The organism is Streptomyces sp. NBC_00637 (assembly GCF_045161545.1).
Lineage (GTDB): Bacteria > Actinomycetota > Actinomycetes > Streptomycetales > Streptomycetaceae > Streptomyces.
Window position 1 is genome coordinate 2519713 of the sequence record NZ_CP109046.1, and the last position, 20845, is coordinate 2540557.

General features: G+C 71.7%; 16 protein-coding genes. 3 read left to right on the forward strand and 13 right to left on the reverse strand.

Annotated elements, in window-relative coordinates:
• Positions 1-322: 322 nt before the first annotated feature.
• Positions 323-913, reverse strand: coding sequence for a TetR/AcrR family transcriptional regulator (locus OG440_RS10680; protein ID WP_406006607.1), 591 nt, complete (start codon positions 911-913; stop codon positions 323-325).
• A 97-nt stretch (positions 914-1010) separates the two neighbouring features.
• On the opposite strand from OG440_RS10680, the gene OG440_RS10685 reads away from it, so the two are divergent.
• Positions 1011-2567, forward strand: a complete 1557-nt coding sequence (locus OG440_RS10685; protein ID WP_406006608.1) for an MFS transporter — start codon at positions 1011-1013, stop codon at positions 2565-2567.
• 160 nt (positions 2568-2727) lie between these two features.
• On the opposite strand, the gene serA is transcribed toward OG440_RS10685, so the two are convergent.
• The 6 genes from serA to OG440_RS10715 form a co-directional block, all read right to left on the reverse strand.
• Positions 2728-4317: a phosphoglycerate dehydrogenase gene (serA, locus tag OG440_RS10690; protein ID WP_406006609.1), complete on the reverse strand. Its 1590-nt coding sequence runs from the start codon at positions 4315-4317 to the stop codon at positions 2728-2730.
• Positions 4318-4550: 233 nt separating this feature from the next.
• Positions 4551-5549, reverse strand: a complete 999-nt coding sequence (gene ilvC, locus OG440_RS10695) for a ketol-acid reductoisomerase (RefSeq protein ID WP_406006610.1) — start codon at positions 5547-5549, stop codon at positions 4551-4553.
• A gap of 139 nt (positions 5550-5688) precedes the next feature.
• Positions 5689-6213, reverse strand: coding sequence for an acetolactate synthase small subunit (gene ilvN, locus OG440_RS10700; protein ID WP_020131429.1), 525 nt, complete (start codon positions 6211-6213; stop codon positions 5689-5691).
• Positions 6214-6234: 21 nt separating this feature from the next.
• Positions 6235-8082, reverse strand: coding sequence for an acetolactate synthase large subunit (locus OG440_RS10705; protein WP_406006611.1), 1848 nt, complete (start codon positions 8080-8082; stop codon positions 6235-6237).
• A 247-nt stretch (positions 8083-8329) separates the two neighbouring features.
• Entirely contained in the window at positions 8330-11419 is a 3090-nt protein-coding gene (locus OG440_RS10710; RefSeq protein ID WP_406006612.1) for a putative bifunctional diguanylate cyclase/phosphodiesterase, read from the reverse strand.
• A gap of 414 nt (positions 11420-11833) precedes the next feature.
• Positions 11834-12787 (reverse strand): 2-hydroxyacid dehydrogenase, encoded by a 954-nt coding sequence (locus tag OG440_RS10715; protein WP_406006613.1) that lies wholly within the window; start codon positions 12785-12787, stop codon positions 11834-11836.
• 76 nt (positions 12788-12863) lie between these two features.
• Between OG440_RS10715 and OG440_RS10720 the strand changes: the two genes are divergently transcribed.
• Complete coding sequence (locus tag OG440_RS10720; protein ID WP_406006614.1) at positions 12864-13859, forward strand: aldo/keto reductase; 996 nt, start codon at positions 12864-12866, stop codon at positions 13857-13859.
• A 103-nt stretch (positions 13860-13962) separates the two neighbouring features.
• Positions 13963-15123, forward strand: a complete 1161-nt coding sequence (locus OG440_RS10725) for a PQQ-dependent sugar dehydrogenase (RefSeq protein WP_406006615.1) — start codon at positions 13963-13965, stop codon at positions 15121-15123.
• A gap of 54 nt (positions 15124-15177) precedes the next feature.
• On the opposite strand, the gene OG440_RS10730 is transcribed toward OG440_RS10725, so the two are convergent.
• The 6 genes from OG440_RS10730 to OG440_RS10755 all read right to left on the reverse strand — a co-directional run bounded on the left by OG440_RS10730 (position 15178) and on the right by OG440_RS10755 (position 20831).
• Complete coding sequence (locus OG440_RS10730; RefSeq protein ID WP_406006616.1) at positions 15178-15354, reverse strand: DUF6191 domain-containing protein; 177 nt, start codon at positions 15352-15354, stop codon at positions 15178-15180.
• A 67-nt stretch (positions 15355-15421) separates the two neighbouring features.
• The gene (locus OG440_RS10735) at positions 15422-18505 is read right to left on the reverse strand and encodes an AAA family ATPase (RefSeq protein WP_406006617.1); all 3084 of its coding nucleotides are present in this window, start codon (positions 18503-18505) and stop codon (positions 15422-15424) included.
• A 95-nt stretch (positions 18506-18600) separates the two neighbouring features.
• The gene (locus OG440_RS10740) at positions 18601-18810 is read right to left on the reverse strand and encodes a hypothetical protein (RefSeq protein WP_406006618.1); all 210 of its coding nucleotides are present in this window, start codon (positions 18808-18810) and stop codon (positions 18601-18603) included.
• Between the two features lie 196 nt (positions 18811-19006).
• Positions 19007-19624: a hypothetical protein gene (locus OG440_RS10745; protein WP_406006619.1), complete on the reverse strand. Its 618-nt coding sequence runs from the start codon at positions 19622-19624 to the stop codon at positions 19007-19009.
• 35 nt (positions 19625-19659) lie between these two features.
• Complete coding sequence (locus OG440_RS10750) at positions 19660-20235, reverse strand: GNAT family N-acetyltransferase (protein WP_406006620.1); 576 nt, start codon at positions 20233-20235, stop codon at positions 19660-19662.
• Between the two features lie 185 nt (positions 20236-20420).
• Positions 20421-20831, reverse strand: a complete 411-nt coding sequence (locus OG440_RS10755; protein ID WP_406006621.1) for a hypothetical protein — start codon at positions 20829-20831, stop codon at positions 20421-20423.
• Positions 20832-20845 lie beyond the last annotated feature (14 nt).

Here is a 20845-nt window from a genome sequence, read left to right on the forward strand (position 1 = left end):
TCAGGGTAGCGGAGGGCACCGACAGAGGCAGCGAGAAAAGACATGGCGAAGCGATGCCCGCGATTGCATGGTTCACGACCTGTCGTTCGGCAGCCGGGCGGGCGAGGTGTTCGCCCTGGCGGGCGAATGGGACGCAGACAGACGCCTGATCATCATGGTCCGCCGGGTAGCCTCTCGACGCTGTCGCCCGCCCACCCGGTCGATGGCCACCTCCGCGGCAGATCCCGGGGGTGGAGCAAGGCGGGGCACGCACCCTGGCGACGGCCGCGCTGGACCGGGTGGGCATCTCGCGACCGCGCCCTCGCAAGGCGACCCGCCCTGATCAGCCTTCAGCGGCGCCCGCGATCACCCGTCGCAGACCCTCGGTGAGCTGTGCCGCGTCGGTCGCCGAGTCCGGGTCGAAGAGCCATTGGACCATGAGCCCGTTGAGAAGGGTCTGGTAGAAGCGGCCCTCCGTGTCGACGGTCTCCTTGTCGAGCTGGTCCTCCGGGATCCCGTTGAACATGGGTACGATCCCCGACCGGCCCTCCTCCTGCGCCTCGGCGAGCAGCTTGCGCACCTCGGGGAGCCGGTCCCCCTGGACGATGAGCTCGAAGCTCAGCAGCCAGATGGCCCGCGTCCGCGGCACCGAGCCGATGATGCTCGCCCACACCTCCTGGAAGCGCTCCAGCGACCCGGCGGCCGCCGTCATGTCGCCCCCCGCGCCCCACCCGGGGTCGAACTCGTCGCCGGCGCCCTCGATCAACGAGACGTACGCCTGCACCAGCAGCGCGTCCTTCGAGCCGTAGTGGTAGCCGATGGACGCCAGATTCGTCCCCGACTCCTTGACGATGTCCCGCGCGGTCGTACGCAGGAACCCCTTCTCCAGCAGGCAGCGCCTGGCGCCTTCGAGCAGATCCTCACGGTGTCCCATGGCCGCCACCCTACCTCCGATCCATACAGCCGTCCTATACGCATGACTTATACATTCGTTCTAGACAAGCGTTTAAGACGCTCGTACAGTCACCCTCATGACCAACTCGACGAACCCGACGGACACCACGAATCCGGGGGGCGCCCCCGCTCCCGTGACAGGCCACGCAGGCCGCGCCGGCCGCGCCGGCCGCCGCGAATGGACCGGCCTGGCCGTACTGATGCTTCCGCTGCTGCTGGTCTCCATGGACGTCTCCGTCCTCTACTTCGCGATCCCGGCGATCAACGCGGACCTGGCGCCGACCGGCACCCAGCAGCTGTGGATCTTCGACATCTACGCCTTCGTCCTGGCGGGCCTGCTGATGACGATGGGTTCGCTCGGCGACCGCGTCGGCCGCCGCAGGCTGCTGCTGATCGGCGCCGTCGCCTTCGGCGCCGCCTCGCTGATCGCGGCCTACGCCGACAGCGCCGAAACCCTGATCGCGGCCCGCGCGGTCCTCGGCATCGGCGGCGCGACCCTGATGCCCTCGACGATGGCCCTGATCCGCACGATGTTCACCGACCCGGCCCAGCGCGCCAAGGCGATCGGCATGTGGTCCGCGGTGATGACCGGGGGCATCGCACTGGGCTCGGTGATGAGCGGCCTGCTGGTCCAGTACTTCTGGTGGGGCTCGGTGTTCCTGGTCAACCTGCCCGCGATGGTCCTGCTGCTCGTCCTCGGCCCGGTCCTGCTGCCCGAGTCCCGCGACCCCGCCCCCGGCCGCTTCGACTGGCCGAGCGTCCCCCTGTCGATGGCAGCCGTACTGCCCGTCGTCTACGGCCTGAAGGAGATCCCGTCCGAGGGCTGGCACGCCGAGTACGTCGTCTCGGTCACCGTCGGTCTGCTCTTCGCGGCCCTCTTCGTCCACCGCCAGCGCACCACGGCCTCACCGATGATCTCCCCGGACCTGTTCCGCGGCCACGGCTTCGCCCCCGCGCTCGTCCTCAACCTGGTCTCCGCCTTCGGCATGCTGGGCTCGGCCTTCTTCACCACCCAGTACCTCCAGTCGGTGCTCGGCAAGAGCGCGCTGGAAGCGGCCCTGTGGGCCCTGCTCCCCTCGGTGCCGATCGGCATGGCGGCCCCGGTCGCTACCTCCTTGGTCCAGAAGGGCGTCCACCGCGCCTACGTCGTGACGGCCGGCTTCGCGATCGGCGCGAGCGGCTACGCGCTGCTCGCCCTCGCCGGTACGGACTCGATGTGGCTCGTGCTGACCGCCTGCGCCGTCCTGGCCTCCGGGATCGTGATGGTCCTGTCCCAGATGACGGACCTGGCGATGGGCGCGGCCCCGGTCGAACGCGCCGGCTCCGCGTCGGCCCTGCTGGAGACCGGCACCGAGTTCGGCGGCGCCCTCGGCATGGCCGTCCTCGGCTCCATCGGCACCGCGATCTACCGCCACGGCATCCCGGCCACGGCCCCGGCCGAGGCCCGCGAGACGCTCGGCGGCGCCCTGGCGGTGGCGGGTCATCTCCCCGGGCGCACGGGAGACGCCCTGGCGACGACGGCACGCGAGGCGTTCACCCACGGGATGCAGGGCGCGGCGATCGCGGGCGCGCTCCTGCTGGCGGGAGCGGCGGTGGCGGCGTCGATGAGCCTGCGAAGGATCCGCGTGAAGTGACCCGGACAGAACAGGAGCCGGGCGGGCTGGAGTGATCCAGCCCGCCCGGCTCCTGTCATCGAGCCACGCTCAGTACGTCCGGCCCGCCCGGCGTTCGAGGACGAGGCCGTTCAGGCCGAAGCGGGGCCTGGGGCGGCAGCCCCCAGTACGTGCGGCACCCTCAGACGAGGTTCACCGCGCGCGCGGACGTCGCGCCGATCTCCTCGGCGACCTCCGCCAGCACCCCGGCGGGCACCGTGTCGTCGACGGTCAGCACGGCGAGCGCCTCGCCACCCACGGCCGCGCGGGCGACCTGCATGCCGGCGATGTTGATGCCCGCCTCGCCGAAGACGCGGCCCACGGTGCCGACGACGCCCGGACGGTCCTCGTACTTGAGGACGACCATGTGATCGGCGAGCGCGAGGTCGACGTCGTACTCACCGACCGCGACGATCTTCTGGAGGTGCTTCGGACCGGCCAGCGTGCCGGAGACCGACACCTCCTCGCCGTCCGAGAGCGTGCCGCGCACGGTGACCACGTTGCGGTGGTCGGCCGACTCGGAGCTGGTGGTCAGCCGCACCTCGACGCCGCGCTCCTGCGCGAACAGCGGGGCGTTGACGTAACTGACGGTCTCGTCGACGACGTCCTCGAAGACGCCCTTGAGAGCCGACAGCTCCAGCACCTTCACGTCGTGCTGGGTGATCTCGCCGTACACCTCGACGTCGAGGCGGACCGCGACCTCGCCGGCGAGCGCGGTGAAGATCCGGCCGAGACGCTCGGCGAGCGGCAGACCGGGCTTGACGTCCTCGGCGATGACGCCGCCCTGGACGTTCACCGCGTCCGGCACCAGCTCGCCCGCGAGGGCCAGCCGCACCGAACGCGCGACCGCGATACCGGCCTTCTCCTGGGCCTCGTCGGTCGAGGCGCCGAGGTGCGGGGTGGCCACGACCTGGTCGAACTCGAAGAGCGGGGAGTCCGTGCAGGGCTCCTTCGCGTACACGTCGAGGCCGGCGCCGGCGACCCGGCCCTCCTTCAGCGCCGAGTACAGCGCCTCCTCGTCGACGATCCCGCCGCGCGCGGCGTTGACGATGCGCACGCTCGGCTTGACCTTGCGCAGCGCCTCGTCGCCGATCAGACCGACCGTCTCCGGGGTCTTGGGCAGGTGGACGGTGATGAAGTCGGAGACCTTGAGCAGCTCGTCCAGCGACAGGACCTTCACGCCCATCTGGGCGGCGCGCGCGGGCTGGATGTAGGGGTCGTAGGCGACGACCTTCATGCCGAAGCCGGACATGCGCTGCGCGACGAGCGCGCCGATGCGGCCGAGGCCGACGACGCCGAGGGTCTTCTCGGCCAGCTCCACGCCCGTGTACTTGCTGCGCTTCCACTCGCCGTTCTTCAGCGCGGCGTTGGCCTGCGGGATGTGGCGGGCGGTGGCGAGCAGGAGACCGCAGGCCAGTTCGGCGGCGGTCACGATGTTGGAGGTGGGCGCGTTGACGACCATCACGCCGGCCTTGGTGGCGGACGGAACGTCCACGTTGTCCAGGCCGACGCCGGCTCGTGCGACGACCTTCAGCTTCTTCGCGGCGGCGATCGCCTCGGCGTCCACCTTGGTGGCCGAGCGGATCAGGATCGCGTCGACGTCGGCGATGGCCGGGAGCAGTTCGGCTCGGTCCGCTCCGTTGGCGTGCCGGATCTCGAAGTCCGGGCCAAGCGCGTCCACGGTCGCGGGCGACAGCTCTTCAGCGATGAGTACGACAGGTTTCGAGCTCACGTGAGTCCTCACAAGTCCAGAGCGTGCGGACGGCCGTCCCGACGGCCGCAGGCGGAGGAGGTGCTAGCCGCGTGGAAGACGCACGACGCTGTGGGCCTGACGCGTATGTAGTGCAGAAGTGTAGTGCTGCGACGGAAGCCGCCTCACGCCTCTGCGGAAGGATCACCCGTCCGTGGTTGGACGGGATGGACAACGGGGCCGGAGCGATCCGCTCCGGCCCCCCGTCCCGAGGCTTACGCCTCTTCGTTCACCCAGCTCATCAGCTTGCGCAGCTGCTTGCCGGTGGTCTCCAGCAGGTGCTCGGAGTCCGCGTCCTTGTACTCGTTGTACTTCTTCAGACCGCCGTGGTACTCGTCCATCCAGTTCCGGGCGAAGGTGCCGTCCTGGATCTCGGCGAGGACCTGCTTCATCTCGGCCTTGGTGGCGTCGGTGATGATGCGCGGGCCGGTGATGTAGTCGCCCCACTCGGCGGTCTCGGAGACGCTCCAGCGCATCTTCTCCAGGCCGCCCTCGTACATGAGGTCCACGATCAGCTTCAGCTCGTGCAGGCACTCGAAGTAGGCGATCTCCGGCTGGTAGCCGGCCTCGACCAGGGTCTCGAAGCCCGCCTTGACCAGCGCGGAGGTGCCACCGCAGAGGACGGCCTGCTCACCGAACAGGTCGGTCTCGGTCTCCTCGGTGAAGGTCGTCTTGATGACGCCGGCGCGGGTGCCGCCGATGCCCTTGGCGTACGACAGGGCCAGCGCGAAGGCGTTGCCGGTCGCGTCCTGCTCGACGGCGGCGATCGCGGGGACGCCGCGGCCCTCCTCGTACTGGCGGCGCACCAGGTGACCCGGGCCCTTCGGGGCGACCAGGGCGACGTCGACACCGGCCGGGGCCTTGATGAAGCCGAAGCGCACGTTGAAGCCGTGGGCGAAGAACAGCGCGTCGCCGTCCTTCAGGTTCGGGGCGATGGACTCCTCGTAGACCTGGGCCTGGATCGGGTCCGGGATGAGGATCATGATGACGTCGGCCTCGGCGGCGGCCTCGGCCGGGGTCACCACGCGCAGGCCCTGCTCCTCGGCCTTGGCCTTGGACTTGGAGCCCTCGTGCAGACCGACCCGGACGTCGACACCGGAGTCACGCAGCGACAGGGCGTGGGCGTGGCCCTGGCTGCCGTATCCGATGACCGCGACCTTGCGGCCCTGGATGATGGACAGGTCGGCGTCGGCGTCGTAGAACAGCTCGGCCACTTTGGGTTCTCTCCTTGAGTGCAGGTGTTGCGTCCCACCGTATGACGGCGGGCGGAAGGGAAGTCTCGGGGTCTCGGCATACGGGCGGTCGATGATCACCGACCGCCCGGATCCGTTCGTACGAAGACCGGTTACGTACTTACGCCGACCGGTCGAGAGCGCGCAGCGACCGGTCCGTGATCGAACGGGCACCGCGGCCGATGGCGATCGTGCCGGACTGGACCAGCTCCTTGATGCCGTACGGTTCCAGCATCTTGAGCATGGCGGACAGCTTGTCGTTGCTGCCGGTGGCCTCGATGGTCACGGCCTCCGGGGAGACGTCGACGGTCTTGGCGCGGAACAGCTGGACGATCTCGACGATCTGCGAGCGCGTCTCGTTGTCGGCGCGCACCTTCACCAGAACGAGTTCGCGGTGAACGGCCTGTCCCGGCTCCAGCTCGACGATCTTCAGCACCTCGACGAGCTTGTTGAGCTGCTTGGTGACCTGCTCCAGCGGCAGGGCGTCGACGCTCACCACGATCGTGATCCGGGAGATGTCGGCGTGCTCGGTGACGCCGACGGCGAGCGAGTCGATGTTGAAGCCCCGACGGGAGAACAGGGCGGCGATCCGGGCCAGGATGCCCGGCTTGTTCTCCACCAGGACGGAGAGCGTGTGCTTGGACATGTCTTCTTACGTCTCTCTCGCTCAGTCGTCTTCGTTGTCGCCGAAGTCGGGGCGGACGTCCCGGGCGGCCAGGATCTCGTCGTTGGAGGTGCCGGCGGCGACCATCGGCCACACCATCGCGTCCTCGTGGACGATGAAGTCGACGACGACGGGACGGTCGTTGATGGAGTTCGCCTCCTCGATGACCTTGTCGAGGTCGTCCGGGGACTCGCACCGGATCGAGTAGCAGCCCATGGCCTCCGCCAGCTTCACGAAGTCGGGGACGCGGGTACCGCGGGCGTCCGGGTTGACGTCGTTCGGGCCGGAGTGCAGCACGGTGTTGGAGTAGCGCTGGTTGTAGAACAGCGTCTGCCACTGGCGGACCATGCCGAGGGCGCCGTTGTTGATGATGGCGACCTTGATCGGGATGTCGTTCAGGGCGCAGGTGGTGAGTTCCTGATTGGTCATCTGGAAGCACCCGTCGCCGTCGATGGCCCAGACGGTCCGCGCGGGCGCGCCGGCCTTGGCGCCCATCGCGGCCGGGACGGCGTAGCCCATGGTGCCCGCGCCGCCCGAGTTCAGCCAGGTGGCGGGCTTGTCGTACTGGATGAAGTGGGCGGCCCACATCTGGTGCTGGCCGACGCCCGCGGTGAAGATCGTGCCCTCGGGGGCCAGCTGTCCGATGCGCTCGATGACCTGCTGCGGGGAGAGCGAACCGTCGGCGGGCTGGTCGTAGCCGAGCGGGTAGGTGTCGCGCCAGCGGCTCAGGTCCTTCCACCAGGCGGTGTAGTCGCCCTGCTGGCCCTCGCTGTGCTCCTTCTGGACGGCCTGGACCAGATCGGCGATGACCTCACGCGCGTCACCGACGATCGGCACGTCGGCGGCGCGGTTCTTGCCGATCTCCGCCGGGTCGATGTCGGCGTGCACGATCTTGGCGTAGGGGGCGAAGCTGTCGAGCTTGCCGGTGACGCGGTCGTCGAAGCGGGCGCCGAGGGCGACGATCAGGTCGGCCTTCTGCAGACCGGTGACGGCGGCCACCGAGCCGTGCATGCCCGGCATGCCGAGGTGCTGCGGGTGGCTGTCGGGGAACGCGCCCAGCGCCATCAGCGTGGTGGTGACGGGCGCGCCGGTCAGCTCCGCGAGGACCTTCAGCTCGGCGGTGGCGCCGGCCTTGAGGACACCGCCGCCGACGTACAGGATCGGCCGCTTGGCGGCGGTGATCAGCTTGGCGGCCTCGCGAATCTGCTTGGCGTGCGGCTTGGTCACCGGGCGGTAGCCGGGCAGGTCCATGACCGGCGGCCAGGCGAACGTCGTCTTCGCCTGGAGGATGTCCTTGGGGATGTCGACCAGGACCGGGCCGGGGCGGCCGGTGGAGGCGATGTGGAAGGCCTGCGCGATCACCTGGGGGATGTCCTCGGCCTTGGTGACCAGGAAGCTGTGCTTGGTGATCGGCATGGTGATGCCGACGATGTCCGCCTCCTGGAAGGCGTCCGTGCCGATCGCCTTCGACGCCACCTGGCCGGTGATCGCCACGAGCGGCACCGAGTCCATGTGGGCGTCGGCGATCGGGGTCACCAGGTTGGTGGCGCCCGGCCCCGAGGTGGCCATGCAGACGCCGACCCGGCCGGTGGCCTGCGCGTAGCCGGTGGCCGCGTGGCCCGCGCCCTGCTCGTGCCGGACCAGGACGTGGCGGACCCTCGTCGAGTCCATCATCGGGTCGTAGGCGGGCAGGATCGTGCCGCCGGGAATGCCGAATACCGTCTCGGCCCCGACCTCCTCGAGAGAACGGATGAGGGACTGCGCACCCGTCACGTGCTCGACGGTCGCGGAGTGCTGTCCTCCGGATCGGGGCCGCGGCTGCGGATGGGCCCCGGGGGCCTGCTCGGTCATCGGCATTCTCTTTCGATGCTGAGGGTTTTACTGAGGGTTGTTCAGGGCCTTGGCACAGGTGCCGCGGCGGGTTTTGTGCAACAAAAAACCCCTCGTGCCAAAAGGCAAGCGAGGGGAGCGCGCCGGGTGTGGGTCGCTGGGAGTTCCGGGTCCGTCCGGAGCGTCACCAACTTCAGCCGACGCGCTTTCCAAGTACGAGAATTCGGGTGCGCATGGCATTGACCCTCCCCCCGGCGCGCACCGACTGTCAAGTGGGTGGGACGGGAGTCTCATTATGTGAGCGACGGACACTTCCGCTCCCCAGGACGGCCGTGACACCGCCGGCGACGCCACCGGCGTGGACACCACTGGTGTACACCCCCGCGCCCCCGCCCGCGAACGCGGGCTCGGCCGGACCGTGCGGCACCGGATAGCGGCCGGTCGCGAGGGCCCGGCGCAGCCGGTACTCGTCGAGCGGCCCGGAGAACGCCATGCCCTGGCCGTGCGTACAGCCCATCGCGCGCAGCGCGACCACCTGCTCGGGCAGGTCCACGCCCTCGGCGACGGACTGGAGCCCGAGGTCGGTGGCGATCCGCAGCAGACCACTGGTGATCTTGTGCAGCCGCGCGGACTCGACGACGCCCTCGACCAGCGAACGGTCGAGCCTGAGCACGTCGACGGGGAGCCGGCGCAGCGCCGTGAGGGCCGCGTGGCCGCTGCCGAAGCCGTCGAGGGCGATCCGCACACCGAGGCGCCGCAGCGCCCCCAGGCGGCGCTCCAGCTCGTCCAGCGGCACTCTCGGGTCGGTGTCGGACAGCTCGACCACCAGGGATCCCGACGGCAGCCCGTGCCGGGTCAGCAGTGCCTCCACTGACCCCAGGGGAAGCGAGCGGTCCAGCAGCCGCCGGGCGCCCACCCGCACGACCACCGGCAGGGTGAGCCCGCTCGCGGCCCGGTCGGCGGCCTGCTCGACGGCCTGCTCCAGCATCCAGCGCCCCAGCTCGGCCGTCTTGTCGCTGTCCTCCGCGACCCGGAGGAACTCGGCGGGTGTGAAGAGCACCCCCTGGGAGGAGCGCCAGCGGGCCTGTGCGGCGACCGACGAGATCCGGCCGTCTTCCAGCCGCACCACGGGCTGGTGCAACAGCGCGAACTCGCCGTCGTGCAGCGCGGCGCGCAGCCGCGTGGCCAGCTCCGCCTTGCGTACGACGTCCTGCTGCATCTGCGGCTTGTACAGCTCGACCCGGCCCTTGCCGCCCGCCTTGGCCCGGTACATCGCCAGGTCGGCGTTGCGCAGCAGCTCACCGGTTCCCAGCCCGGCTTCGGCGAAGGCGACGCCGATGGAGGCGGCGACCCGGACCTCGTTGCCGTCGATGAGGTACGGCTGCGACAGCGTGAGCCTGAGGCGGTCGGCGAGTTCCACTATGTGGCGTTCCCGGGCGGCGCGGTCGCGGGTGCCGTCGCCGACGATCAGAGCCGCGAACTCGTCGCCGCCCAGCCGGGAGGCGGTGTCTCCCTTGCGGACCGAGTCCTGGAGCCTGCGGGCGGCCTGGACCAGCAGGGCGTCCCCGGCCGCGTGGCCGATCGTGTCGTTGACGGCCTTGAACCCGTCGAGGTCGATGAAGAGGACCGCCGTGTTGCGCAGGGCGGTGCCCCGGTCGGAGCTGCGCCGGCCGGACAGTGCCTGCTGGACGCGCCGGGTGAACAGCGCGCGGTTGGGCAGGTCGGTGAGCGGGTCGTGTTCGGCGTTGTGCTGGAGCTGCGCCTGGAGCCGCACCCGCTCGGTCACGTCCCGGCTGTTGAAGATCAGGCCGCCGTGATGGCGGTTGACGGTCGACTCGACGTTGAGCCAGCCGCCGTCACCGGACCGGAAGCGGCACTCGATGCGGGTGGTGGGTTCCTCCAGGGGGACGGCGGCGAGGAAGCGGCGCACCTCATGCACCACGCAGCCGAGGTCCTCGGGATGGATGAGGTCGGCCAGTTCGGAACCCACCAGGTCCTCGGCCGGCCGCCCGTAGACCCCGGCGGCGGCCGGGGAGACGTAGCGCAGCACGCCGCTGGGCGCGGCGATCATGATGACGTCGCTGGATCCCTGCACCAGGGAACGGAAGTGGTTCTCCTTCTGCGCCAGCTCCTGGGTGAGGGTGATGTTGTCGAGCAGCATGATCCCCTGGCGCACCACGAGGGCGAGCACGACCGTGCCGCCGGTCAGCAGCACCACGCGGTCGACGCTGCGGCCGTTGAGGACGTTGTAGAGGATCCCCAGGGTGCAGACGGCGGCGGCGAGATAGGGCGTGAGGGCGGCCAGGGAGCCGGTGATCGGCCGGGTGACCGGAAACCGGCTGTGATCGCCTCCTTGGGGAGGCGTCTGGTCGAGGCGCTGGACGGACATCGCCGCCGCGGCCGCGGCCACCGCCGCGCGCGACGGCCCGAGGAGGCGCCCCGTGGGGCGCTGACCGGGTACGTGTTCGTGGACCACACGCGTGTGCCCCTCATCCGCGGCCGACCGCTGCCGGCGGGAGGCGGCCCAGGGCGCGTACGCCAGGAGCAGCGAGCCCGCGAACCAGCCCGCGTCGAGGAGCTGGCCCGAGCGGTAGTTGTTGTGCAGCAGCGGCGAGGTGAACAGGGCGTCGCACAGGACGGTCAGCGCGAGCGCGCCGACAGCCGTGTTGACCGCCGTGCGGTTCACCGCCGTGCGCCGGAAGTGCAGCACCAGCACCATGCTCACCAGGGCGATGTCGAGCAGCGGGTACGCGAGCGACAGGGCGGCGTGCGCCACGCTCGGTCCGTCGAACTTCGCCGCCTGGGCCAGCGCGAGGCTCCAGGAGAGGGTGAGCAGCGAGCCGGCGATCAGCCAGGCGTCCAGGGCCAGGCAGACCCAGCCCGCCTTCGTCATGGGCCGGGCGGCGAGCACGAGCAGCCCCACGATGGCGGGGGGCGCGAAGCACAGGAAGAACAGGTCGGCGAAGCTGGGGCTGGGCACGGGCCGTCCCAGAACCACCTCGTACCACCCCCAGACCAGGTTGCCCAGGGCCGCCATCGCCGAGGAGATCGAGAACAGGAGCCAGGCGGGTCGAAAGCGGACGCGGCGGCTGCGCGCGTAGAGGAAGCAGGACACGGCGGCGGTGCCCGCGGCGGCGGACAGTCCGAAGTCGCCCATGATCAGCGCGAGTCGGTCCGAGCCCCAGCCGAGCGCGGCACCGACGGCGTATCCGGCGCACAGGAGGGCGAGCAGCAGTTGGTGGACGAGGTTCGTCCCGGAGCCGCGGGTGGGCGGCCGCACGGTGCGCGGGGTCCCCGTCGAAGGCAGCGCCCGCAGCGCTCCGTCGAGCACGGGCGTGGAGGTCGGCGGCGGACTCACCGGGTCCTCCCGGTCCGCGTCACTCCCGGATCCCTCGGGTCCCGGACCGCCGCCGGTGGCGCGTGCTCCCCGTGGCCGACGCACCGGTGGCGGTGCCGGCCGGGGTGAGTGCCGTGACCCTGCCGGCGCGTGGTGGAGCGCCAGGGTCGCCGCCGGCGGTTCCGCCGCGTCGGATCGTTCGTCCATAGGCCGTGCATCGCCCGTCGCCCCCCTCGCAAGTCTGAAATGTCCATCCCTGACGCCGAATATGCGCGGCGTAGCCCCTGTCGGGACGATACACCAGTCTCGTCACTCAGGGACATAGTTCCTCTACGCTGCGTGACGATCATCGGCATATGCGCCCGGAAGGGGTACGGACCGCGTCCGGAGGACTGCGGAGGGTGCCGAGATGGGACTACGGAAGCGCCCCGGCCGTCACGATCCGTTCGCCGTGCCCGTAGTGAGGATCACGTTGCGCAGCGGCTCCCGGTTCACGAAGCGGCCCAACTGGTCCACCAGCAGACGCTCGGCGCGCGGCCGGAAGGCGGAGGTGGGGCCGCCCACGTGCGGGCTGACGAGGACGCCCGGCGCGCTCCACAGGGGGTGACCCGGGGGCAGGGGCTCGGGGTCGGTGACGTCCAGGGCAGCGGTGAGGCGGCCGCTCTCCACCTCGGTGAGCAGGGCCTCGGTGTCGACGACGCCGCCGCGGGCCACGTTCACGAGCAGCGCGCCGTCCTTCATCCGGGCCAGGAAATCGGCGTCGACCAGGCCGAGGGTGCTCTCGTTCAGGGGCGTGCACAGGATCACCACGTCCGCGTCGGGGAGCAGGGCGGGAAGTTCGGCGATCGGATGCACGGGGCCGCGCGCCGTCGTGCGCCAGGAGCGCGCGACGCGCGCCACCCGCGCCACCTCGAAGGGCACGAGCCGGTCCTCGATGGCGGAGCCGATGGATCCGTATCCGACGACGAGCACGTTCTTGTCGGCGAGCGCGGGCCGGAACCCGTCGAGCCACTCCCCCCGGTCCTGCGCCCGGACGAAGTCGGGGATGCCGCGCAGCGACGCGAGGATCAGGGTGAGCGTGAGCTCGGCCGTGCTCGCCTCGTGCACCCCCCGCGCGTTGCACAACCGCACGCCCGGACGCAGCGAGGCGACGGCCGGCATCACGTGGTCGATGCCGGCGGACAGGGTCTGGACGACCTCCAGCGAGGTCATCGCGGGCAGTGGCCGCTGCCCGAGGCCGGCGGGCTTCATGTAGGGGACGACGTAGAAGGCGCAGTCGGCGGGGTCCGCCGGAAAGTCCTCCTCACCGTTCCAGAAGCGGTAGTTCGGCCCCTTCGGGAGGCCCTCGATCTCTTCCGCGGGGATGGGAAGCCAGACGTCAGCGCTCATGGTCAGGAGGCTATGTCAGGTACGCGCGCGTGCAGAGGTTAGGTTGGGGGCTCGGGTGAGGGAGGGTCACGGGCAGGTGGAGCGCAGGACGATCGGCGCGGGGGCGCTCGAGGTGGGTGCCGTCGGTCTCGGGTGCATGCCGATGAGCTGGGGGTACACCGGTTCGCGGCAGCGGGGCGACGAGTCGCTCCGGGCGGTGCACCGGGCGCTGGACGCGGGTACGTCCCTGCTGGACACCGCCGACATGTACGGACCGTTCACCAACGAGCTGCTGGTGGGGCGGGCGCTGAAGGAGCGGCGCGGGGAAGCGTTCGTGTCGACGAAGGTCGGTCTGCTCGTCGGTGAGCAGCACATCGTGGCCAACGGCCGCCCGGGGTATGTGAAGCGGGCCTGCGACGCCTCGCTCCGGCGCCTCCAGACGGACGTCATCGACCTCTACCAGCTGCACCGGGCGGATCCCGAGGTTCCGGTCGAGGAGACCTGGGGCGCGATGGCCGAGCTCGTCCGGGCGGGCAAGGTGCGGGCGCTGGGGCTGTGCGCGGTGGGCGCCCGTGGTGGCCGCCGTTCCGGCGGGCTGTACGACGGAACGATTCGGCAGTTGCGGCGCGTCCAGCAGGTCTTCCCGGTGAGCGCCGTGGAGGCGGAGCTGTCGGTGTGGTCCCCCGAGGCACTGGACACCCTGCTGCCCTGGTGCGAGGCGCGCGGCGTGGGCTTCCTGGCGGCGATGCCGCTCGGCAACGGCTTCCTCACCGGCACACTCACCCCCGGCCAGGGCTTCGAACCGGACGACATGCGCGCCCGGCACCCCCGTTTCACCGCCGAGATGATGGCCGCGAACCAGCCGGTCGTCGTCGGTCTGCGCCGGATCGCCGCCCGGCACGGCGAGGCCGTGACGGCCGCCCAGGTGGCGCTGGCCTGGGTGCTGGCGCAGGGCCGGCACGTGATCCCGGTCCCGGGCGCCAAGCGGGAACGCTGGGTGACGGAGAACGCGGCGGCCGCCGGTCTGCGGCTGACGCCGCAGGACCTGGCGGAGGTGGCGGAGCTGCCCGGGGCCCAGGGGTCCTGGGAGTAGTCCCGCCCTTTCGGGTCTCGATGGCCCGGATCGGGAACCCGTGAGGCCTCAGCGGCGTAGGACAGGTGAAGCCCGTCGCGGGAACCGCCGTGTCGAAGGGACCATGATCGTGCAACGTCGAGCTGTTTCAGCCGTGTTGGCCGCGGGTGCTCTGCTGGTGACGGCCGGCTGCTCCTCCGACTCCGGGACGTCCTCGGGCGCCTCCGCGAGCGCGTCCCCGAGCCGTACGGCGGCCCAGACCTCCCCGTCCGCCGAGGAGACCCCGCCCTCGAAGGGCACGGTCAAGGTGGTGCGCACGGTCGCCGAGGGTCTGAACACGCCCTGGGGCCTCGCGCCCCTCCCCGAGGGCGGGCTCCTGGTCGCCTCGCGCGACGAGGGCACGATCACCCGGGTGGACACGGAGACGGGCGGGAAGACCGAGCTGGGCGAGGTGCCGGGGGTCTCGGCGGCCGGCGAGGGCGGCCTGCTGGGCCTCGCCCTGTCCCCCGACTACGCGTCGGACCGCATGGTCTACGCGTACTTCACCTCGGCGTCGGACAACCGCGTCGTCCGGATGATCTACGACCCCGCGCGGCCCGCCGGCGACCAGCTGGGAGCGCCCGACACGGTCTTCAAGGGCATCCCCAAGGGGATGATCCACAACGGTGGCCGGATCGCGTTCGGTCCCGACCGGATGCTCTACGTCGGCACCGGTGAGAGCGGCGACCGGGGCCTGGCCCAGGACAGGAAGTCGCTCGGCGGCAAGATCCTCCGGCTGACCCCGGAGGGCGAGCCGGCCGCGGGCAACCCGTTCCCGGACTCCCCGGTGTACTCGTACGGACACCGCAACGTGCAGGGCCTGGCCTGGGATTCCAGACAGCGCCTGTTCGCCGCGGAGTTCGGCCAGGACACCTGGGACGAACTCAACGCGATCGTGCCGGGCGGCGACTACGGCTGGCCGACGGCCGAGGGCAGGTCCGAGGACACGCGGTTCCGCAACCCGACAGCCCAGTGGCACACCGACGACGCCTCGCCGAGCGGTATCGCCTACGCCGGGGGCTCGATCTGGATGGCGGGGCTGAAGGGGGAGCGCCTGTGGCGCGTCCCGCTGAAGGGCACGGCCACCTCGGCCGACCCGCAGGCCTTCCTCGAGGGCGAGTACGGCCGGCTGCGCACGGTGGTGTCGGCGGGCGGCGACAAGCTGTGGGTCACGACCAGCAACACCGACGGCCGGGGCGACCCGGAGAAGGGGGACGACCGGATCCTGGAGCTGGAGGTGAGCTGAGCGGCGTCACTCGTCCCCCGCCGAGCGGCGTCACTCGTCCTCCGCCGAGCGGCGTCACTCGTCCTCCGCCGCCTCCGAAGGCCGTACCACGACCTTTCCGGACGCGAGGTCTATCGGCCCGCGTCCCGGATCGCCGTCGCCGACGTCCTCCCTGGTCAGTTCCAGCCGGTTCTGCTCGTCCCGGGTGTGCTTGCGGCCCGGCGCGAAGAGGTCCTCGAATGCGTTGAACATCGTTCTCCCATGCCGGGCCGGATCACGGTCGGTCGCCTGTGCGGCTCCTCCCTGGTGGCCTGCCCCATTATCGCGCGACCAGCCGTTCTTCGGCCTCCGGCGGGAACAGCCCCAGCCGGTGGGCCACCGCCGCCGCCTCACCGCGGCCCGAGACGTCGAGCTTGGACAGGATGTTCGAGACGTGGACGCTCGCCGTCTTCGGGGAGATGAAGAGCACCTCGGCGATCTGACGGTTGGTACGCCCGGCCGAGACCAGGCGCAGGACGTCGCGTTCCCGGCTGGTCAGGCCCAGCGTCGCCAGGGGGTCGGTGGGGTCGGCCGGGCTGTCCGGCGGGCCCGCGGGGCTCAGGGACAGCCGGGCGCGGCGGCCGAGGAGGGTGACGGCTTCGGCGAGGGGACGGGCCCCGAGGTGGGCGGCGACCGCGTGGACGAGGCGCAACAGTTCGGCGGCCCGGTCGCGTTCGTCGTCACCGCCGACGGAGAGGAGTGCCTCGGCGAGACGGTGCCGGGTGCGGGCGAGGTCGTAGGGCCGTTCCAGGCACTCGAAGGCGGCGACCACCTCCGACCAGTCCGCCGGGTCGGTCCGGCCCTCGGCGCGCAGGAGTTCGGCGCGGACCCAGCGTTCGTGGGCCTGCCAGACCGGGGCGATCGTGGCGAGCTTCTTGCCGGCCGTCCGGATGCGGTCGAGGAGGTCGGCGCGGTCGCGGTCGGCGGCGGGGTTCGCCCGGGCGTCTCCCTCGGCCGAGGCGGCGGCAAGCAGCAGGGGCCAGGCGTAGCGCTGGGTGCCGGGCCGGAAGTCCCTTTCGAGGGCCCCCGCGAAGTGGGTGCGGGCGTCCAGCGGACGTCCCTGGGCCGCCGCGAGTCCGATGGCGAGGCGGGTGACGGGCAGGTGGTTCTGCGGGGCGTGCTCGTGGGAGCCGAAGAAGTTCTGTGCCGTGGCCAGTTGCCGGGCGGCCTCGGCGAGGTCGCCTCGGGCGAGGGCGAGTTCGGCGCGGAGGGTGGCACGGCAGCCCCTGACCGCCACGCCCTGACCCACCGGTCCGGCGGCGGCGCAGGCGCGGTCGGCCTCGTCCCAGCGGCCCAGGGAGATCAGGGACTCGGCGAGGTTGCCCCACACCCAGGCCTCGGTGTCGGGCGGGCCGTGCAGTTTGGCGAAGGCGAGGCCCTCCTCCAGGATCGGCACGGCCTCCCGGGAGCGGCCGATCCCCTCCAGTTCGGAGGGGAGGTTGACATAGGCGTTCAGGGCGACGGAGGGGGTGCCCTCGGCGAGCGCCTGTTCCCTGACCTCGACCAGCTCGGCCAGACCGGCCTCGATGTGGCCGGCGTCGACCATCAGGACGCCGAGGATCTGGCGTGCGTCGAGCTCGGTCTCGCGGGCGCCGACCATGCGGGCGTACTCCACGGCCCGCTCGGCGGCGCCGTAGGCGTCGGGTCCTGGGACGTGGACCAGGGACCAGTTGGCGATGTGGGTGAGCACCTCGGCGTGCACCTCGTTGGGCGGCAGACCGCGCACCAGGTCCTCGGCGGTGGCCAGTTCCTCGCGCCCGCTGCCCCGGCCCAGCGAGCGCACCAGCCGGGAGCGCTGAACCCAGAACCAGGCGGAGCGCAGCGGGTCGTCCTCGTCCTCCAGCAGGCGCAGCGCCCGCTTCGTGATCTTCAGGGCGCGTTCGCGTTCCCCGCAGTAGCGGCCGGCGACGGCGGCCTCGGCCATCAGGTCGAGGTAGCGCAGCGGTGTGGTGGCCGGGTCGCACCCGTCGGGGGTCCCCCCACGTCGTTCGGACGGCGGGGGAGGGTAGGCCTCCGTGTAGTGGACGGGGCGCAGGGCGGCGCGGGTGTCCTCGGGCACCGCCTCCCACAGCTCCATCGCCCTTTCCAGGAGCCGCAGTTGCTCGCTGTGGGCGTGCCGGCAACGGGCCTCGACGGAGGCGTCGAGGACGGCGGGGAGGGCCCTCGCCGGGTCGTGGGCGTGGTACCAGTAGCTGGCCAGTCGCATGACGCGTTCGTCGGCGGGGACGAGGGCCGGGTCGGCGTGGAGGGCCTCGGCGTAGCGGCGGTTGAGGCGGGCGCGTTCGCCGGGGAGCAGGTCGTCGCTCACCGCCTCGCGGACCAGGGAGTGGCGGAAGCGGTAGCCGTCGCCGTCGGCGGTGGTGAGCAGGATGTTGGCGCCGACGGCGGCGCGCAGTGCCTCGATGAGTTCGTCCTCGGCGAGCCGGGCGACGGCGTCGAGCAGCCGGTACTCGACGGTGGAGCCGCCCTCGGCGATGATCCGGGCGATCTTCTGGGCGCTCTCGGGCATCGCCTCGACGCGGACGAGCAGCAGGTCGCGCAGGGTGTCGGTGAGGCCGGTGCAGCAGCCTTCGTGGGCCGCCACCGCGAGTTCCTCGACGAAGAAGGCGTTGCCGTCGGAGCGTTCGAAGATGTCGTCGACCTGGGCGGGGTCGGGTTCGGCGGCGAGGATGCCGGCGATCTGGCGGCAGACCTCGTCGCGGGTGAAGCGCGCGAGTTCGAGACGCTGGACGGTGCGCAGCCGGTCGAGTTCGGCGAGCAGGGGGCGCAGCGGGTGACGGCGGTGGATGTCGTCGGCGCGGTAGGTGGCGAGGACGACGAGGCGGCCGGTGCGCAGGGTGCGCAGCAGATAGGACAGCAGATGGCGGGTGGAGGCGTCGGCCCAGTGCAGGTCCTCCAGGGCGACCACGACCGTACGTTCGGCGGCGACGCGCTCCAGGAGGCGAGCGGTGAGTTCGAAGAGGCGGGCCATGCCCTCGTCGTCGTGGCCTCGTCCGCTGGTGGTCTCCCGCAGTTCGGGCAGCAGCCGGGCGAGTTCCTCCTCCTGGCCGGCCGCGGCGGCGGACAGTTCGTCCGGCAGGGCTCGGCGCAGGGCGCGCAGGGCGGTCGAGAACGGGGCGAACGGCAGCCCGTCGGCACCGATCTCGACGCAGCCGCCGAGCGCGACGACGGCGCCCCCGCGATGTGCGGCCGCGGTGAACTCCTCGACGAGCCGGGTCTTGCCGACGCCGGCCTCACCGCCGATGAGCAGTGCCTGTGGCTCGCCGGCGGCGGCGCGGGAGAGCGCGTCGTTCAGGGTGTGCAACTCGTCGGCGCGACCGACGAAGACGGGGCTGACGGACCTGGTCTCCACGGGGGCGAGCATCGCACGCGGGTGCGACGACGGCCCAGCGGATATCGCGGGGGCCCCGGCGGGAGGGCGGCCGACCCCCGTGCGGCCGCCCTCCCCCGCCCCGGCGTTCACGCCGGGCGGGCGAACCGGAGCCGATGGCGGAGATGGGTATGCGACTCGCTCCCGGCGCCGCCGACCGCCCGCTCGGCGGCGGCGCGTTCGGCCGCTTCGCGGCGGGCGACGCGGCGGCTGCGGACGACCTCGCGGGCCAGTCGCTCGTGGTCGGCCCGGCGCTGCAGTTCGGCGGAACGGGCCTGATGAAGTTCGTACTCGTACATGGTGTGTCCCCTGAGAGTCGGTGTTCCGGCTTCGCTTTTCGCGATGCCTCAACCTTCGTCCGCCAGGGGGGTCCGCCACATCGGGAGAGTTCCGCATCTTCGGCGGCCGACGACGCCTTAGACGCGGCCGAGGGGCCTTAGGACGTCCGTGAATCGGCTCAACGGTCGCCTAAGACCCCTCGTGACCTGCGGGTGCTCAGCTCGCGGACGGCAGTCCGAACAGGATGTCGGTGTACTTGAGCACGGCCAGCAGCAGGCCGATGACGCCGAGCGCGACGCCGGCCCAGGAGACGGACTTGATCCAGGGGGCCTGCGGCCTGCCGGGGGCGCCGAAGGCGGGCCTGGCCAGGACGACGACACCGACGATCAGCCCGGCCAGCGCGAACGCGCCGGCCCACAGCGCGGTGGTCTGCCAGGCGTCGCCGTAGACCTCCTTGATCTGGGTGGCGACACTGGCGGTCGACGAGGTCTGGAGCTGGCCGACCAGCGTCTCGCGGGCGGCGGCGACGGTGCCGATCCAGCCACCGGTGAGCGACACGAGGCCGAGCACGGCGGAGACGACGGCGCCGGCACCCTGGCCGACGCCGGCGGATGCCGCCGCGCTGTCGGCGCCCTCCTCGGCGAGGAGCTCGTCACCGTCCTCGGTGTCGTCGGCCTGGCCGGTGGCGTCGGCGGGGGCGTCCCCGACCTGCTCCGCCTCCGTCCCGATCGCACCGTCCGGCGCCTCGCTCTTCGTGACGTCCACCTTCTCCTCGTCGCGCTTCGCCTCGGTACCGGATTCCGTGCCGGCCTCGTCCACAGTCTTGGTTCCCATACCTCGCACCGTACGGACGCTCTCTGAGAGGTCCCTTAATGATCGTTGTGAGCGGCGGCCGCGCGGGCGTCGCGCCACTCCTGGGCGAGCACGGACCACACCTCGAGGTCGTGCCGCACCCCACGATAGGGGTAGGCCTGCCGGCGTACGCCGTCGCGGGTCATCCCCAGCCGCCGGGCCACGTTCAGGCTGGCGGTGTTGCCCGCGGAGGCGCACCACTCGACCCGCTCGATCCCCCGCCGCTCCACGGCGAAGTCGATCAGCACCCGCATGGCCCGGGTGACCAGACCGCGCCCGCTACCGGCGGGTTCCAGCCAGCAGCCGACCTCGCAGTTCGCGCTGTCGGCGTCGAAGTTCAGGAAGAGCACACCGCCCACGAGCGTGCCGTCCAGCCACAGGCCGTGCAGCGAGCCGGTGTCGGCGGCGCGCATGTCGGCGTACCTCTGGAGCGTCTCCCGCGCGGTCGCCACGTCGGTGGCCTTCGAGCCGAAGGGGACGTACTGGTTGATGAACTCCCTGCCGCGCTCCAGGTGCGCCAGGAACTCCGCTGCGTGCCAGGGCTCCAGCGGGCGCAGTTCGGCCCCGTCGTCACCCAGCGATATCGCGTACATCCGGCTGCCGCTCCTTCTCCCGTTCCCGCAGTGCCCCCACTGCCTCCACCGGCTCCACTGCCTCGGTGAGCCTCTCATGGGCGGCACGGCACTCGGGCGGCTCGATGCCGATCCGCGGTACCGGTCGAGCGGGGCAGCCACCGCAAGGCCCGGAAGACCTGGTGTCCTGCCTCGTCGCGCACGTGTCAGTCGGCCTGGTCGCCGATCGCCATCATCATCACCCCGGCGATGAGCAGCCACAGCGCCCGCCGGGTGCGGCCGCGGGATCCCAGGAGGGCGGCCAGGGCGCAGACGGCGGCGCCGAGGGCGTAGGCCGCGGGGGCGAGGGCGGGGGCGGAGCCGGTGAGGCGCATGAGGGAGGCCGCGAGTCCGGCGAGGGTGAGCAGCGCTCCGGTGCCGATCGCCGTCCAGCGGGCCCGCCGGGCATCCTGGGAGCCGTGTTCCTCGTCCACGTCGTCGTCCGGATCGGCCGGATCGGCCGTATCGGCGGCTTCGGTCGCGTCGGCCGCTTCGGTCGGGCCGGTCTCGGCCGCCGTTTCGGCGCGCCGACCGTCGTGTATGTCGTCCTGGGTGTCGGAGTCGGTTCGTGCCCTCATGGCGGGCGAGCGTA